The following is a 15,733-nucleotide window of genomic DNA, read 5'->3' as shown; positions in this document are numbered from 1 at the left end:
TGGCCCGCGCCCCGTGCCGCGGTTCGGGCGTAGCGTCGCGGCATGGACCCCCGCGCACGCATCGCCCTGCTCATCGATGCGGACAACTCCTCCGCCAAGAAGCTCGACCTCATCCTCAGCGAGCTGTCCAAGCTCGGGGAGACGAGCATCCGCCGGGCGTACGGCAACTGGACCAAGCCCGGTCTGCGGCCATGGACCGAGGTGCTGCACGCCAACGCGATCCAGCCGATCCAGCAGTTCGACTACTCCCGCGGCAAGAACGCCAGCGACATGGCGATGGTCGTCGACGCGATGGCGCTGCTCTACAACGACCACCCCGACGCGTTCGGGATCGTGTCCTCGGACGCCGACTTCACCCCGCTCGTGATGCACCTGCGCGCCAAGGGGGCCCAGGTGTACGGGTTCGGCGAGGCGAAGACGCCCGAGCCGTTCCAGACCGCCTGCACGAAGTTCCTGCGGCTCGACCAGCTCTCCGAGCCCGAGGAGGAGGTGGTCGAGCCGGTTTCCACGGCGGCCGAGCCCGTTGCCGAGCCCGTTGCCGAGCCGGCTGCCGCGGCGGCCCCGACCGCCAAGCGGACGACGGCACGCAAGAAGGCTGCGACCGCCGCGGCTGCGGCCGCCAGCAAGGCCACGGACGCTCCGTCCTCGTCGCGGCGCAGCCCCGCCGACCTCAAGGGCGACGCGCGCCTGGTCCGGATGCTGCGCAACGCCGCCGAGGGCGCTGCCGACGAGGACGGCTGGGCCAGGGTCAGCACGATCGGGCAGTACATCTCGAACCAGTCGTCGTTCGACTCCCGCAACTACGGCTACGGCTCGTTGATCAAGCTCCTCAAGGCGATCGAGCTGTTCGAGATCCGCGACGAGGGCAAGCAGAGCCTGTCGGTCCGGGACAAGCGCCGCGCGAAGGGCTGACCCTCAGTCGGTGACCTTGAGGTTCAGCTCCACGGCGAACGCCTCGGCAAGGTCGATGAGCTGCAGGCGCGAGATCGTCGCGCCCGCCATCCCGGTGATCCCGCGTGGCGCGCTGACCACGGACGAGCTCAGGTCGACGTCCTTGAGCCGGGCGCGGGAGAAGTCCGGGGCGATGACCCGGCCACCGTCCACCTGGACCCGGGTCAGCTCGGCCTCGGCGAGATCCGGCTCGACGAGCTGGCAGTCGACGAACTGCACGTCGAGGAGCTTGGCCCCGCGCAGGTTGAGGAACTCGATCTTGCAACCCTCGAAGCGCACCCGGCGCAGCTGCGCGCCATACAGCTGGACGGCGCCGAGCCGGGCACCGCGGACGGTGCAGTCCTGCCACGCCGTCTCCGAGAGGTCCACCCCCGCCCCACGCACCCCGGTGAGCCCGCACTCGCTGAACCGCGCACGCGACGCCCGCAGAGACGACAGGTCCGCCTCGTCGAACGTGCACTCGAGGAACCGGGCGTTCTCCGCGGAGGCTCCCGAACCGCCCCGGAGGTCGCCCGTGAACGTCTCGCCGTCGTAGTCCTCGTCCGCAATGAGCATGGCTCCATGGTGGCGGACGGCGCCGACGGTGCAGAATGTCCCGAGCCTGACCATCGCCAGTGTTGACGAACAAGATCGGGGACCCGATGTCCGACAGTGACTTCAAGCCCGGGCTCGAGGGTGTCATCGCCTTCGAGTCCGAGATCGCCGAACCCGACAAGGAGGGCGGCTCGCTCCGCTACCGCGGGGTCGACCTCAAGGACCTGGTCGGGAAGGTCAGCTTCGGACAGGTCTGGGGCCTGCTCGTCGACAACTCGTTCGAGCGCGGCCTGCCGCCGGCAGAGCCGTTCCCGCTCCCGGTGCACACGGGCGACATCCGTGTCGACGCGCAGTCGGCGATCGCCCAGCTCGCACCGCTGTGGGGGTTCAAGCCCCTGCTGGACATCTCCCCCGAGCAGGCCCGGGACGACCTGGCCCGCGCCTCGGTGATGATCCTGTCGTTCATCGCTCAGTCCGCCCACGGGCAGAACACCCCGATGGTGCCGCAGGCGCGGGTCGACGAGGGCAGGACGATCGTGGAGCGGTTCATGATCCGCTGGCGCGGCGAGCCCGACCCGGCGCACGTCGAGGCGATCGACGCCTACTTCACGTCGGCGGCCGAGCACGGCATGAACGCCTCGACCTTCACCGCCCGGGTCATCGCCTCCACCGGCGCCGACGTCGCCGCCTGCCTCTCGGGCGCCATCGGAGCACTGTCCGGGCCGCTGCACGGTGGTGCGCCGTCCCGCGCGCAGCACATGATCGAGGGCGTCGAGCGGACCGGCGATGCCCGGGCCTACGTCAAGGACGTCCTCGACCGCGGCGAGCGCCTGATGGGCTTCGGCCACCGGGTCTACCGGGCCTACGACCCGCGCGCCGCCGTCCTGCGCGACACCTGCAAGCGGCTCGGGGCTCCTCGCTACCAGGTCGCACTCGAGCTCGAGCAGGCCGCGCTCACCGAGCTGCGCGAGCGCCAGCCCGACCGCGTCCTGGAGACCAACGTCGACTACTGGGCGGCCGTGCTGCTCGACTTCGCCGACGTCCCCGGCCACATGATGACGCCGCTGTTCGTCTCGGCGCGCACCGCCGGCTGGTCCGCCCACGTCCTCGAGCAGAAGAAGACCGGGCGCCTGATCCGCCCGTCGTCCCGGTACGTCGGCGAGGGCCCCCGCGGCCTCGACGCCGTCACCGGCCACCGCGCCTGACCCCCGCGCCATACCCGCCAGGGGCACTCTGCCCCTGACTGCCGCTGACTGCAGCAACCTCTGCTAGCAGAGGTTGCTGCAGTCAGCACATGGTGCTCCCTACCCCTTGGGCAGCAACCTGTGCTGGGTGGGGCCCGGACTGGCCGAGGTACCGCGTTGTCCACAGGCCCTCCGCGAGGAACGGGTCATCTGCGACACCCTTTCGCGATGGAACTCCACGACCTGGCCAAGGACGGCATCGTCTCGGCTGCCGAGGCGGCACAGATCGGCATCGGTCCATCGGACCTCCGCCGACTGAGACGACTCGGCTCCGTCACGCGCCTCATCCGCGGCTGGTATGCCGTGCATCCGCCGAACGCTGACCGTCCCCCGTAGGAGGGGGACGACCACTTCGACACCGAGCGCCGGCGACACAGCCTCCTCACGCTCGCCCTGATCCGCTCGTTCGACGGACGGGCGGTTGCGAGCCACCAGTCCGCGCTGGTGCTGCACGACGTACCCCTCTGGAAGTCCGACCTCAGCACGGCCCACCTGTGCCGCGTGCGCGATGACCACTCCAGGCATCGGCCATCGGCCCTTCTCCATCCCGCCTTCGGTGGCGACCCCGTCCTGTGTCCGCGTGGCTACCTCACCGTTCCCGTGGCTCAAGCCGTGGTGCAGGTCGGCCTCGTTCCGTCGCGGCCCGGTCATTGTCCGTTCCCGTTCGAGACGCTCGTCGCTGCCGACGCCGCCCTCCGTCGCGGTCTCGCGACGCCCGAAGAGCTCGCCGCAGCCGTCCGCGCCCATGGCCGACACCCCGGCATCACAGCCGTCCGCCAGCTCCTGAAGCACGCCGATGGTCGCCATGAGTCCGTGGGAGAGACCCGCCTGGCGCACACCCTGCGCGTCCTGGGCTACCGCTTCACCCCGCAGGTCTGGGTGCAGGCGGAAGGGCGACGGTGGCGGGCCGACTTCGAGCTCGATGACGAGCCGGTGGTCATCGAGTTCGACGGGATGGCCAAGTACTCCGGCGACCTGGTGAACCCCACGGCCGATCAGCTGAGAGCTGCCCTGGCGACGGAGAAGTGGCGCGAGGACCGCCTGCGCGATGCCGGTCGCGAGGTCACCCGATTCGTGTGGGCGGAGGCTGATGACCTCCGCCTGGTTCGCTCACGCGTCGACGCGGCAATCCTGCGCGCTCGGCGGCGCGTCCGTGTCTGACGTCGATCAGAGCGCACTCAGCACAGGTTGCAGCACCCGACACAGGTTGCTCCCTGTCCGTGGTGCAGCAACCTCTGCTAGCAGAGGTTGCTGCACCACAACGCCGCGGAGTGGGCGGAGAGGACGGTATGGCGCGGGGTGGAGTCCGGACGGTGGACCTGACGTCCCACGCCTCGGGACGGGGTGCGACACTGGGCGCGTGACTGACAACGCCGCCCAGACGATCCCCGCCGACCTCCTGCCGAAGGACGGCCGGTTCGGTTCCGGTCCCTCGAAGGTGCGCTCCGAGCAGGTCGACTACCTCGCGAGCCTGGGGTCCACCCTGCTCGGCACGTCGCACCGCCAGGCACCGGTGCGGAACCTCGTCGGGGCGGTCCGCGAGGGCCTGTCCGACCTGTTCAGCCTGCCGGACGGGTACGAGATCATCCTGGGCAACGGCGGCTCGACCGCGTTCTGGGACATCGCGGCCTTCGGGCTGGTCCGCGAGCGCGCGCAGCACCTGGCGTTCGGCGAGTTCTCGTCCAAGTTCGCCTCGGTCACCCAGAACGCGCCGTTCCTCGGCGACTCCACGATCATCAAGGCCGACCCGGGCACCCTGGCCACCGCACGTGCGGAGGCTGGCGTCGACGTCTACGCCTGGCCCCACAACGAGACGTCCACCGGTGTCATGGCCCCCGTGAAGCGCGTCGAGGGTGCCGACGAGGGCGCCCTGGTGCTCGTCGACGCGACGTCGGGTGCCGGTGGACTGCCGGTCGATGTCTCCGAGACCGACGTCTACTACTTCGGCCCGCAGAAGTGCTTCGCCGCCGACGGTGGCCTGTGGCTGGCGGCGTTCTCCCCCGCGGCCCTGGCCCGGGTGGACGAGATCGCCGCGAGCGGCCGGTGGGTCCCCGACTTCTTCAGCCTGCCGACAGCCGTGTCCAACAGCCGGCTCAACCAGACCTACAACACCCCGGCCCTGGCCACGCTCGCCCTGCTGCGGTCGCAGATCGACTGGATCAACGGCAACGGTGGCCTCGACTGGGCCGTCGAGCGCACCGCGGACTCCAGCGGCCGCCTCTACGACTGGGCCGAGCGCACGAGCTACACCACCCCGTACGTCTCCGACCCGGCCGCCCGCTCGCAGGTCGTCTCCACGATCGACTTCGACGACGCGGTGGACGCCGCGGCGATCGCCAAGACCCTGCGCGCGCACGGCGTCGTCGACGTGGAGCCGTACCGCAAGCTCGGCCGCAACCAGCTGCGTGTGGCGACCTTCCCGGCCACCGAGCCCGAGGACGTCTCTGCCCTGATTGCCTGTATTGAGCACATTGTCGGCTGATCGGCGCGCGTCCGCGGCAACCCGCGCGTAACCTCGGCTCCGAATCCTCGTTGTTCCCGGTGTAAGCCCCGGGGGTGGGGAGAACTGGACCGAGGAGTCGACGATGACCCGCGTGACCCGCGTGAACTGGCGCACCATCGCTGCCGCCCTGCCCGCGGTGGCCCTGATCGGCAGCGGGCTGGTCCTCGTGGCCACCGACGGCAACCCCAGCACGGACGTGGTCGCCGACTCGAGCCCCCTGGTCACCGTGCCGAAGGACGCCGTCCAGCGCCCCGAGTCTCCTTCCCTCCCCTCCCTGCCCGAGCTCCCGGCCCCGCCGGAGGCCACCGCGACCCAGGTCGCCGACGCCGCGGGCCTGCAGCTGTCGGGGAGCGCCAACGGCATCCCCGCCGCCGCGCTCGCGGCATACCGTCGCGGGGCGCAGCTCGTCGACGCGGCCGACGCCGAGTGCAACATCGACTGGGCCCTCCTGGCCGGGATCGGCAAGGTGGAGTCCAACCACGGCCGGTACGGCGGCAACGGCGTCGACGCCAGCGGCACGGTCCGCCCCGGGATCTACGGCATCCCCCTCAACGGCACGAACAACACCGCGGTCATCCGCGACACGGACGGGGGCGTCTTCGACCGCGACACGAGCTTCGACCGCGCGGTCGGGCCGATGCAGTTCATCCCGGGCACCTGGCGCTCGGTGGGCGTCGACGCGAACGGCGACGGCCGCAAGGACCCGCAGAACCTCATGGACGCCGTGACCGGCGCCGCGGTCTACCTCTGCTCCGGTCCGGGCAACCTCGGCACCGAGAGCGGGGCCCGCACCGCCGTCCTGCGCTACAACCAGAGCGACGCGTATGCCGACGAGGTCCTCGCGATCGCCCGCGCCTACCGCGGTGGTTTCGCCGTCGTCCCCGACGGCACGCTCTCCGACGCCCAGCGCACCGGCCAGCCCTTCCTGCCCACGGGCAACGAGGTCGTCCAGCCCGGACCCGCCGCCGGCGTCGCCGCAGGCAGCAAGCCGTCCGCGTCGTCCACGTCGAAGCCGGGCGCCAACGGTTCCGTCCCCTCGCCCAGCAGCACGTCCGCTGCGGGCGCAGGTTCGGGCGGCTCCGGCGCGGGTGGCTCGGGGACCGGCGGTTCGGGTGCGGGTGGCTCGACCCCGGCTCCCTCGACCACGGCCGGCGGTGGCCTCGCCGGCACCGTCGGGGGTGTCGTCGGAGGTGTCGTGGGTGGGGTGACCGGCCAGACGCCGAGCTCGACCTCGTCGACCCCGAAGCCCTCCTCGTCCAGCAGCACCTCGAAGCCGGCCCCGACGCCGAGCACGACCAAGCCGCCGGTGACCGTCCTCCCCAAGGACGGCAAGTGCCCCGCCGGCTACGACCCCGAGGTGAACCTCCTCGGCGTCGTCATCCTCTGCCGACTCAAGTAGGGCGGAGGAGCCCTCGCCGCACCCAGCGGCCCGCCCTCACCCGTCGCGGCGGCTGAGGGCGGCGAGGCTCCCGGAACCCACGGGGCTCTCCTCGACGACCATCCCCTGCTCGTCCAGCAGGGTGACCCGGCCGCCCCCGCAGTCCGACAGGTGCAACGACGCCCAGCGGCGCGCGCCCTCGAGGGTCGCGCAACGGCGGGTGACGCCGTAGCCCGACACCTCTCAGGTCCCCGGGCCGAGCGGGCGGATGGTCAACGCACCCGGCGGGGGCAGGTCGCCTGCCATGGCTCCAGCGTCCCGCGGACCACGGAAGCGCGCCTCGGTCAGATGGACGACCGGGCGCTGCGGTAAGCCGTCAGCGCACGAGGCTGGCGAGGACCGCCACGGCGACGACGATGGCCAGGACGGCGATGGTCACGCGCCGGCGGAAGACCGGTGTCATCGCGCAGCCTCGGGAACCGGCTCCGAGACCGGTGTCGGCGCCGGAACGGTCCGGATCCGCAGCCGCGGGCGGCGCTTGGTCTCGTAGGTCACCTGGACATTCTCGTGCTTCGCGAGCCAGACCGACACCACCACGGTGACGAGCCCGACGGCGATGGTGCCGATCCCGATGGTCCAGCGCGGGCCCCACACGTCACCGATCCAGCCGATGACCGGAGCGCCGAGCGGCGTCCCACCCATGAAGATGGCCATGTAGAGCGCCATCACGCGGCCACGCATCGCGGAGTCGACGGTGAGCTGCACCATGGCGTTGGCGGTGGTCAGCGCCGTCAGGGCGGACAGCCCGACGGGGACCAGCGCCAACGCGAACAAGGTGTAGGTCGGCGCGACCGCGGCGAGCCCGCTGGAGATGGTGAAGCCGACGAACGCGACGAGCAGGATCCGCAGTCGCGGGCGGGCGCGGCGGGCCGACAGCAAGGCCGCCGACAGCGACCCGATCGCCATGATGGAGCCGAGCAGGCCGTACTCCTGCGGGCCCTTGCCGAACTCGCGGGTCGCCATGAGCGCGGTGGTGATCTGGAAGTTCATCCCGAACGTCCCCAGCACGAAGACCAGAGCCATCACGAGCATGATGTCGGGCCGACCGCGGACGTACCGGACGCCCTCGCGGATGGCGCCCTTCCCGCGTGACAGCGTCGGGGCGGGCTTCAGCTCGGAGCGGGTCATCGACCCCAGGGCGATGAGCACGGCGACGAACGTCAGCGTGTTGAGCAGCAGCGTCCACCCGGTGCCGAACGCGGCGATGGTCAGGCCGGCGACGCCGGGGCCCACGAGTCGGCCGGCGTTGAAGCTGGCGCTGTTGAGCGACACGGCGTTGGCGAGCCGCTCCCGCGGCACCATCTCGGAGACGAACGTCTGGCGGGCCGGGTTGTCCACGGCCGTCGCGACACCGGTGAACAGCGCGATGGCGTAGACCATCCACAGCTGCGCGGTGCCCGTGACGACGAGCAGGCCCAGGGCCAGGGACGACAGCGCGAGTGCCGTCTGGGTGATCGCGAGGATGACGCGCTTGGGGTAGCGGTCGGCGATCATCCCGGCCCACGGCGCGAGCAGGAGGAACGGCAGGAACTGCAGCCCCGTGACGATGCCGAGCGCGGTGGACGAGTGGTTCGTCAGCTCGGTCAGGACCAGCCAGTCCTGCGCGACGCGGCCCATCCACGTGCCGATGTTGGAGATGAACGCGCCGGTGGCGTAGATGCGGTAGTTCCGCACGGACAGGGAGGAGAAGGTCGGGCTCATTCGTTGGCCACCCTGGTGAGGATGACCGCGGCCTGCTCGAGGATGTCCTGCTCGGCCGGCGTGAGGTGGCCCACGCGCACCGACATCCAGGCGTCGCGCTTGCGACGGATGTCGCGCAGCAGCGTCAGGGCGTCGGGCGTGAGGGACAGGATGACCTGTCGGCGGTCGGAGGGGTCGGCGGTGCGCTCGACGAGACCGAGCTCGACGAGTCGTCCGACGGTGCGGGTCATGCTGGGGGCGCTCACCCGTTCGATCTCGGCCAGCTCACCCGGCGTGCAGGGAGCTTTCTCCAGGCGGTTCAGGACCGAGAACTGGTGCGGCGCGATGGCGTCGGTGCTCTCGAACCTCACGCGGCGCGAGATGCGCATGCACGCGAGTCGGAGCTCTCCGGCGAGCCGCGAGACCGCTGCGGGGGTGAGACCGGCCTCAGCGGTGCGGCGCGGTGAGCGCGCAGGCGGTGGGGTCATGATGGTCTCCTTGGTTCAGGTACTTAGCATAACTCATTACCTGTGCTAAGTATTTCCAGCGTGCCCCTCCGCCCGCGAGGCCGAGTGCCCGAGCAGGGACCCAGCACGTGCCCCGGCGCGGATGGCACGTGGTCGAGCAGGGAGGCCGCGCCCGCCCGACCCGGTATGCCGCGTGCCCGCCCGCCTCAGCCCGCCAGCGTCCTAGGGTTGGCGGGGTGACCGCCCGGCTGCGCCTCCTGGACCGTGTCACCTGGGACGACCGAGTCATCCCCGGTGACCGGCCGGCAGCGCTCCTCGCCCTCCTCGCCGCGCACCCCGCCGGCCTGGGCGACGACCGCATCGTCGAGGAGGTGTGGCGCGGCGACCCTCCCGAGAAGCCGACCAAGGCGCTGCAGGTCCTGGTGTCGCGGCTGCGCTCCATCGACCGTTCCCTGGTCGAACGTCACGACGGCGGCTACCGGCTGGGCCTGCCCCGTGCCGCGGTGGACGCCTGGCTGCTCGACGAGCTCGTGGACGGTGCCGAGCAGGCGTGGCGGTCCGGAACCGCCGAGCAGGCCGAACCCGCCGCCCGCGCCGCCACCGAGGTGGCCGTCGGCGACCGTGGCAGCGGTCCGCTCGCCGACCTCCGCGCGGACGCCAGCCACCGGGTGCGCGCCGCCGAGCGCGTCCTGGCCCTCTCCCTGGCCGGCACCGCGCGGCATACCGAGGCCCTGCCGCGGTTGCAGGCACTGGCGGCCACCACGCCCGACGACCCCGAGGTCCTCGTGGCGCTCCTGCGGGCCGAGGCCACGGTCCACGGCGTCCCCGCCGCGCTGGAACGTTACGAGGTCTACCGGCGCGACGTGGCGGACCGGCTCGGGGTGGACCCGGACCCGGCGGTGCGGCGCACCCACCGTGAGCTGCTGGCCGCGGACGACCCTCGGCGCACCGGTGTGCGGTTCGACGCCGAGGAGCTCCTGGGGCGCGAGGAGGACCTGCGGCGGCTGCGGGCGGCGCTGGCGACGGGTCGGCTCACGACGGTGCTGGGGCCCGGGGGGATCGGCAAGACCCGGATCGCGCACGTGCTGGCCCGCGAGGCGACCCAGCCGAGGGTGCACGTCGTCGAGCTCGTCGGCCTCGGGTCGGGGGACGACGTCGTCGCCGAGGTCGGGGCGGCCCTCGGGATCCGGGGGTCGGTGACCGCGCGACACTCCCTGACACCGGCCCAGCAGGCCGACGTGCGCGGGCGCATCGCCCAGGAGCTCGACAGCGGTCCGGCCCTGCTCGTGCTCGACAACTGCGAGCACCTGCTGGAGGCGATCGCGGGGCTGGTCGCGTTCCTCTTGGCCACCACCCGCGACCTCAGCATCCTCACGACGAGTCGGGCCCCCCTGCGGATCGCCGCCGAACGCGTCGTGCCGCTGACCCAGCTGGCGCCCGACCACTGTGCCGACCTGTTCGTCCGTCGCGCGCAGGCGGTCCGTCCCGGAGTCGCCCTCGACCCCAGCACGATCGAGGCGGTCGTGGCCCGCCTCGACGGCCTGCCGCTCGCGGTCGAGCTCGCCGCGGCGCGGGCGCGGACCATGTCGGTCGAGCAGATCAGGGCCGCCCTCGACGACCGGTTCGGCCTGCTGCGCAGCCGCGACCGGGGAGCCCCCGAACGGCACCGCACCCTCACCGCCGTCATCGAGTGGTCGTGGGACCTGCTGACCGAGGACGAACGGGTCGCGGCCGCCCGGATGTCGGTGTTCCACGACGGGTTCGACGCCGGTTCCGCGACCGCCGTGGTCGGTCCGGGTGGCATGGACCTGGTCGAGGCCCTGGCCGACCAGTCGATCGTCACGGTCGAGGAGATCGGCGGGGCGACGCGGTTCCGGATGCTGGAGACGGTGCGCGAGTTCGCCGGGCTGCGCCTGCTCGAGCACGGGGACCACGAGGTGGCCCTCGAGGCGCAGACCACCTGGGCGCTGGACCTCGTGGCGGCGGTCGGTTCGGTCTTCTTCTCCCCCGACCAGTACGCCACCGTCGACGCCCTGCTGGTCGAGGAGAACAACCTCACCGACGTGCTCCGCCGGGCGCTGCTGGGTGGCGACACGGGCACCGTGGCCCGGCTCATGGCGACGTTGAGCAGCCTGTGGACCATGACCGGCAACCACGCGCGCATCTTCGCCCTCGCCGACGCGACGCAGAACGTCCTCGCGGACTGGGACCCGCGCGACGACACGGAGCGGTCGGCGGCGTTCGAGACCGCGGGCCTCCTGCTCATCCACCTCAGCTGGATCCGCGGGCGGGACACCTCGGACCTGCGCCGGGCCATGCTGCGGTGGGGGCCGTCACGGGACCCCATGGCGCTGGCCGCCCACGCGATGTTCGTCGAGGGCGAGGGTGGCGACGTCGCCTCCCGGGTCGTCGAGCTCGCCGCCGACGAGCCCGACCCCGGCCGCGTCGCGATGCTCCTCCTCTGGGCAGCCATCTCGGCCGAGAACGTCGGGGACGTGGCGGCAGCCGTGGCCCACAGCCGGCAGGCGCTCGGCCAGGACGGCCTCACGCCATACCTCGAGGCGTCGCTGCACACCGAGCTGTCCCAGCTCGCGATGTACGTCGGGGACCACCACGTCGCGGCCCACCACGCCGAGCTCGCGTGGCCGGTTCTGCTGCGGCTGCACGCGAACGACGACGCGAGCTCGATGCGCTTCACCTCGGTGGTCTCGCGCCTGCTCGACGGTGACGTCGACGGGGCCGCGGCGCTGATGGAGGAGATCGGCGAGCTGCCGGACGGCGGCCAGCTGGGCTCACGGATGGTCCTGCACGCCGCGCGGGCCGAGCTGGCCCTGGCCCGCGGTGAGACGCAGGACGGCTTCGCCCACTACGAGCGTGCCCTGGTCGAGGTGATGGTCGACATCCCCGGGTGGACCGGCGGGCCGACGCCCTGGGTCTCCATCGCCGCCGGCGCCGGCCTCACCGCCCGGGTCCACCACGGCCCACCCGGACCCGACCCGCGCGCCGACGAGCTGCGCGACCTGCTGCTCGGCGCCTCGGCCAGGTCGTCGGGCGGATCCATCACCAACGCGCCCATGGACGACCTCCCCCTCAGCGGGGTGATGCTCGTCGCGATCGGGGCCTGGGGACTTCGGTTCGGCGACCGCGCGCTGACCGACGACGCCGTGCGGCTACTCGCGATCGCCCGCCGCTGGAACTACAACCGGACGCTCCCCTCACTGGCCTGGGAACCCCTGGTCGCCCTCGCCGACGAGGTCCGGCCCGGACTCCTCGGCCAGCTCCTGCAGGAGTATGGCGCGCGGCCGGGTCCGGACCTCGTGCCGGACGCGTCGGAGCTGCTGCGCCGGTTCACATCTTCCGGTTGAAGCTCCGCACCGACAGCGGGGCGAAGACCGCGATGACGACCGCGCAGCCGAGGAGGGCCCAGCCGACGTGGCCCGTGACGGCACCGTCGTTGGCGAGGTCGCGGATCGCGGTGATCACGAGGCTGACCGGGTTCACGTCGGCGAACGCGCGCAGCCACGACGGCATGGTGGCCGTCGGGACGAACGCGTTGGACAGGAACGTCAACGGGAACATCACCATCAGCGAGACGCCCTGCACGCCCTGCGCGGTCTTCCCGATCGTGCCGAACCACGTGAAGATCCACGCCAGCGACCAGCCGGCGACGATGGCCAGGAGGATCGCGCCGAGCACCCCGAGCACCCCGCCCCCGGGTCGGTAGCCCAGGGCGATGCCGGTGGCGAAGGTCAGCGTCGAGGCGATGGCGTACCGGATGAGGTCGGCGACCATCGGTCCTGCCAGGGGGGCGATCCGGGCGATCGGCAGCACCTTGAACCGGTCGAACACGCCCTTGTCCATGTCCTCGCGGAGCTGGACGCCGGTGGCGACGCAAGCCGTCAGGACGGTCTGCCCGATGAGCCCGGTGATGATGAGCGGCAGGTAGCCCTTGACGCTGCCGCTGATGGCGCCACCGAAGATGTAGGCGAACATCGCCGTGAACAGCAGCGGCTGGATCGTGACGTCGAAGAGCTGCTCGAAGTTGCGCCGCATCTTCATGGTCGAGCGCCAGGCCAGCGTCATCGTCTGGGCGACGGTGTCGCGCAGGGAGACGTGGGTCGACAGCTGGCGGTCCAGGACCGGGGGCCGGTCGGCGCCGGTGGGTGTCGTGGTCGGGTTCGGACCGGGGTTGGTGGTGGTGGTCATGATGCGGCCTCCAGCTCTGACGTGGTGGTGGACGTGGTGGAGGACGCCGTGCCGGACGGGCCGGACGTGCCGGACGGGTCGGTGCCGTGGCCGGTGAGGGCCATGAACACCTCGTCGAGCGAGGGCTTCTGGACGGTGAGCGACTCGATCCCGACCCCCTGCTCGCGGAGGGCGACGAGCACGTCGACGGCCTGGTCGCTGCGCTCGAGCGGGACGGCGAGGCGCCGCGACTCGGGTGAGGGCACCGGCTCCTCGCCGACGAGGCGGCGCGCGGTCTCGGTGGCCGCCTCGAGGTCGGCCGGGTCGGCGAGGTGCAGCACGAGCGAGCTGCGGCCCACCGAGGACTTGAGCTCGTCGGACGTGCCCTGCGCGACCTTGACGCCCCGGTCGATGACGGCGATGCGGTCGGCGAGCTGGTCGGCCTCGTCGAGGTACTGCGTCGTGAGCAGCACGGTGCACCCCTCGGTCACGAGCTCGCGGATGGTGTCCCACATCTGGCCGCGGGTGCGCGGGTCGAGCCCGGTGGTGGGTTCGTCGAGGAAGATCAACGGCGGCCGCGTGATGAGGCTCGCGGCGAGGTCGAGCCGGCGCCGCATCCCGCCGGAGAAGGCGCTGATCGGCTTGGCCGCGGCCTCGGTGAGGTCGAACTGCTCGAGCAGGGTCCCCGCCCGCCGCCGGGACTCACCACGGCTCAGTCCCTGGAGGCGACCGAACAGCAGGAGGTTCTCGGTGGCAGTGAGGTTCTCGTCGACCGAGGCGTACTGCCCCGTCACGCCCAGCAGCTGCCGCACGACGTGGCCCTCCCGCCCCACGTCGTGACCGAAGACCTCAGCGGTGCCGCCGTCGATCGGCAGCAGCGTGGCGAGCATCTTGAGCATCGTGGTCTTGCCGGCACCGTTGGGCCCGAGGACGCCGAAGACCTCGCCACGGTGGACCTCGAGGTCGATGCCGTCGACGGCGCGCTGGTCGCCGAACGTCTTGACCAGGCCCTGCGCGCGGACGGCGAGTGTGTCGGTGGAGTTCATGGCACCAGCATGCGCGACGGCGCTTTCACCGCGGTTTCACGACGCCTTCGCCTCCCGGTGGGCGGTCGCACCGGACCCACACGCACGTATGCCGCGCGGCCCCCTCGCGGGGCCACGCGGCATACGTGGTGGTGCGGGTGCCCGGACCCGCGCCCGGTCAGACTCCGAGCAGCTCCTTGATCGGGGTGATCGCGAAGTAGATGACGAAGAGGACGGACACGGTCCACAGCAGCGGGTGGATCTGGGCGGCCTTGCCGCGGGCCGCCTTGATGAGGGTGTAGACGACGAAGCCGGCACCGATGCCCGCGGTGATCGAGTAGGTGAACGGCATCAGGACGATCGTGAGGAACGCGGGGATCGCGATCTCCAGGTCGTCCCAGTCGATGCCCTTGACCTGCTGCATCATGAGGAAGCCGACGACGACGAGCGCGGGGGTCGCGGCCTCGTACGGGACGACCTTGACCAGCGGGGCGAGGAACGTCGCGAAGAGGAACATCACGCCCGTGACGACCGAGGCCAGACCCGTGCGGGCGCCCTCGCCGACACCAGCGGCCGACTCGATGTACGACGTGTTGGACGAGACCGAGCCGACACCACCCGCGATCGCGGCGACCGAGTCGACCATGAGGATCTTGTCGGAGTTCGGCGGGTTGCCGTTCTTGTCGAGCAGCCCGCCCTCGGCGCCGACCGCGACCATCGTGCCCATGGTGTCGAAGAAGTCGGCGAGCAGCAGGGTGAAGACGAGCAGCACCGCGGCGACCACGCCGATCTTGCTGAACGAGCCGAGGATGCTGAAGTTGCCGAGCAGCGAGAAGTCGGGCACCTCGACGATGGTCTTGGGCAGCGTCGGGACGTTCAGGCCCCAGCCGGCCGGGTTGACGAACTTGCCGGTCGCGTCGAACTGTCCACCGATGTTGCCGATCGCCTCGACGATGATCGCGAGCACCGTGCCGCCGACGATGCCGTAGAGGATCGCGCCCTTCACCTTGCGGACCATCATGAGGATGATCGCGAGGACGCCGATGACGAAGACGAGCGACGGCCAGCCGTTGAGGGTGCCGCCGATGCCGAGCTCGACCGGGACCGGGCCCGTGCCGGTTCGGCGGATGAAGCCCGCGTCGACCAGGCCGATGATCGTGATGAACAGGCCGATGCCCACGGAGATCGCGGTCTTCAGCTCGGCCGGGATGGCTCGGAACACCGCCTGCCGGAACCCGGTCAGCACGAGGACGAGGATGATCACGCCCTCGATGACGATCAGGCCCATCGCGTCCGCCCACGTCATGTCGGGGAGCTTGGCGATGCCGAACGTCACGAACGCGTTCAGCCCCAGGCCGGTCGCGATCGCGAGGGGGTAGTTCGCGACGACCCCCATGAGCAGGGTCATCACGCCGGCGACGAGCGCCGTCCCGGCAGCCACGAGGGTCTGCGCCTTGACGATGTCACCGCCGCCGAGGAACTGGCCGGTGCCGTCCTGCTGGGTGCCGATGATGAGGGGGTTCAGCACGACGATGTACGCCATCGTGAAGAACGTGACCAGGCCACCGCGGATCTCCCGCGGGATGGTCGAGCCGCGTTCGGTGATCCGGAAGAACCCGTCGAGTCCGCTGGTGGGGGCACTGGCGGCCGAGGCCGTCGCAGGCTTGGAGGTGGGTGAGGACTTCGCCATGGGCAGCAGAGTAGGG

At 71.6% G+C, this 15,733-nt stretch carries 14 protein-coding genes; 7 read left to right on the top strand and 7 right to left on the bottom strand.

Annotated features, from left to right (window positions below; genetic code table 11):
- Window positions 1–42 precede the first annotated feature (42 nt).
- A complete protein-coding gene (locus ACYVKF_RS12100) occupies window positions 43–912 on the top strand; it encodes an NYN domain-containing protein (protein ID WP_460966580.1) in 870 nt (289 codons plus the stop codon).
- A gap of 3 nt (window positions 913–915) precedes the next feature.
- Here the strand turns inward: ACYVKF_RS12100 and ACYVKF_RS12095 are convergent, their stop codons facing one another.
- Window positions 916–1,506 (bottom strand): pentapeptide repeat-containing protein, encoded by a 591-nt coding sequence (locus ACYVKF_RS12095; protein ID WP_460966578.1) that lies wholly within the window; start codon window positions 1,504–1,506, stop codon window positions 916–918.
- Window positions 1,507–1,592: 86 nt separating this feature from the next.
- On the opposite strand from ACYVKF_RS12095, the gene ACYVKF_RS12090 reads away from it, so the two are divergent.
- The 5 genes from ACYVKF_RS12090 (at window position 1,593) to ACYVKF_RS12070 (ending at window position 6,631) form a co-directional block, all read left to right on the top strand.
- A complete protein-coding gene (locus ACYVKF_RS12090) occupies window positions 1,593–2,690 on the top strand; it encodes a citrate synthase 2 (protein ID WP_056917400.1) in 1,098 nt (365 codons plus the stop codon).
- 207 nt (window positions 2,691–2,897) lie between these two features.
- Entirely contained in the window at window positions 2,898–3,065 is a 168-nt protein-coding gene (locus ACYVKF_RS12085; protein WP_460966576.1) for a type IV toxin-antitoxin system AbiEi family antitoxin domain-containing protein, read from the top strand.
- A 264-nt stretch (window positions 3,066–3,329) separates the two neighbouring features.
- Window positions 3,330–3,890: a hypothetical protein gene (locus ACYVKF_RS12080; RefSeq protein WP_460966574.1), complete on the top strand. Its 561-nt coding sequence runs from the start codon at window positions 3,330–3,332 to the stop codon at window positions 3,888–3,890.
- Window positions 3,891–4,089: 199 nt separating this feature from the next.
- Entirely contained in the window at window positions 4,090–5,211 is a 1,122-nt protein-coding gene (serC, locus tag ACYVKF_RS12075) for a phosphoserine transaminase (RefSeq protein ID WP_460966573.1), read from the top strand.
- Window positions 5,212–5,314: 103 nt separating this feature from the next.
- Complete coding sequence (locus tag ACYVKF_RS12070; RefSeq protein WP_460966571.1) at window positions 5,315–6,631, top strand: lytic transglycosylase domain-containing protein; 1,317 nt, start codon at window positions 5,315–5,317, stop codon at window positions 6,629–6,631.
- Between the two features lie 36 nt (window positions 6,632–6,667).
- On the opposite strand, the gene ACYVKF_RS12065 is transcribed toward ACYVKF_RS12070, so the two are convergent.
- The 3 genes from ACYVKF_RS12065 to ACYVKF_RS12055 all read right to left on the bottom strand — a co-directional run bounded on the left by ACYVKF_RS12065 (window position 6,668) and on the right by ACYVKF_RS12055 (window position 8,838).
- Window positions 6,668–6,850 (bottom strand): hypothetical protein, encoded by a 183-nt coding sequence (locus tag ACYVKF_RS12065; RefSeq protein ID WP_460966569.1) that lies wholly within the window; start codon window positions 6,848–6,850, stop codon window positions 6,668–6,670.
- Window positions 6,851–7,069: 219 nt separating this feature from the next.
- On the bottom strand, window positions 7,070–8,371 hold the full coding sequence (locus tag ACYVKF_RS12060) for an MFS transporter (protein ID WP_460966567.1): 1,302 nt from the start codon (window positions 8,369–8,371) through the stop codon (window positions 7,070–7,072).
- Window positions 8,368–8,838 (bottom strand): MarR family winged helix-turn-helix transcriptional regulator, encoded by a 471-nt coding sequence (locus tag ACYVKF_RS12055; RefSeq protein WP_056916451.1) that lies wholly within the window; start codon window positions 8,836–8,838, stop codon window positions 8,368–8,370. Before ACYVKF_RS12055 ends, ACYVKF_RS12060 begins: the two co-directional genes overlap by 4 nt.
- A gap of 215 nt (window positions 8,839–9,053) precedes the next feature.
- Between ACYVKF_RS12055 and ACYVKF_RS12050 the strand changes: the two genes are divergently transcribed.
- The gene (locus ACYVKF_RS12050) at window positions 9,054–12,182 is read left to right on the top strand and encodes an ATP-binding protein (protein WP_460966565.1); all 3,129 of its coding nucleotides are present in this window, start codon (window positions 9,054–9,056) and stop codon (window positions 12,180–12,182) included.
- Here ACYVKF_RS12050 and ACYVKF_RS12045 read toward each other — a convergent pair.
- From ACYVKF_RS12045 to ACYVKF_RS12035, 3 genes are all read right to left on the bottom strand, one after another.
- Complete coding sequence (locus ACYVKF_RS12045; protein ID WP_460966563.1) at window positions 12,166–13,023, bottom strand: ABC transporter permease; 858 nt, start codon at window positions 13,021–13,023, stop codon at window positions 12,166–12,168. The genes ACYVKF_RS12050 and ACYVKF_RS12045 overlap by 17 nt on opposite strands.
- The gene (locus ACYVKF_RS12040; protein WP_460966561.1) at window positions 13,020–14,048 is read right to left on the bottom strand and encodes an ATP-binding cassette domain-containing protein; all 1,029 of its coding nucleotides are present in this window, start codon (window positions 14,046–14,048) and stop codon (window positions 13,020–13,022) included. Before ACYVKF_RS12040 ends, ACYVKF_RS12045 begins: the two co-directional genes overlap by 4 nt.
- Before the next feature lie 157 nt (window positions 14,049–14,205).
- Entirely contained in the window at window positions 14,206–15,717 is a 1,512-nt protein-coding gene (locus tag ACYVKF_RS12035; protein WP_460966559.1) for an NCS2 family permease, read from the bottom strand.
- Between the last annotated feature and the right edge of the window lie 16 nt (window positions 15,718–15,733).

The sequence above is a fragment of the Pedococcus soli genome (genome assembly GCF_054782575.1).
Note: the sequence above shows the minus strand (reverse complement) of the source record. Positions and strands in the feature narration are given on the sequence as shown.

Excerpts from the sequence above, each read along its gene's own strand:
- ACYVKF_RS12055 (WP_056916451.1), bottom strand. The coding sequence starts at position 8,838 with ATGACCCCACCGCCTGCGCGCTCACCGCGCCGCACCGCTGAGGCCGGT.
- ACYVKF_RS12060 (WP_460966567.1), bottom strand. The coding sequence starts at position 8,371 with ATGAGCCCGACCTTCTCCTCCCTGTCCGTGCGGAACTACCGCATCTAC.
- ACYVKF_RS12035 (WP_460966559.1), bottom strand. The coding sequence starts at position 15,717 with ATGGCGAAGTCCTCACCCACCTCCAAGCCTGCGACGGCCTCGGCCGCC.
- ACYVKF_RS12090 (WP_056917400.1), top strand. The coding sequence starts at position 1,593 with ATGTCCGACAGTGACTTCAAGCCCGGGCTCGAGGGTGTCATCGCCTTC.
- ACYVKF_RS12100 (WP_460966580.1), top strand. The coding sequence starts at position 43 with ATGGACCCCCGCGCACGCATCGCCCTGCTCATCGATGCGGACAACTCC.
- ACYVKF_RS12085 (WP_460966576.1), top strand. The coding sequence starts at position 2,898 with ATGGAACTCCACGACCTGGCCAAGGACGGCATCGTCTCGGCTGCCGAG.
- ACYVKF_RS12095 (WP_460966578.1), bottom strand. The coding sequence starts at position 1,506 with ATGCTCATTGCGGACGAGGACTACGACGGCGAGACGTTCACGGGCGAC.
- ACYVKF_RS12040 (WP_460966561.1), bottom strand. The coding sequence starts at position 14,048 with ATGAACTCCACCGACACACTCGCCGTCCGCGCGCAGGGCCTGGTCAAG.
- ACYVKF_RS12045 (WP_460966563.1), bottom strand. The coding sequence starts at position 13,023 with ATGACCACCACCACCAACCCCGGTCCGAACCCGACCACGACACCCACC.
- ACYVKF_RS12070 (WP_460966571.1), top strand. The coding sequence starts at position 5,315 with ATGACCCGCGTGACCCGCGTGAACTGGCGCACCATCGCTGCCGCCCTG.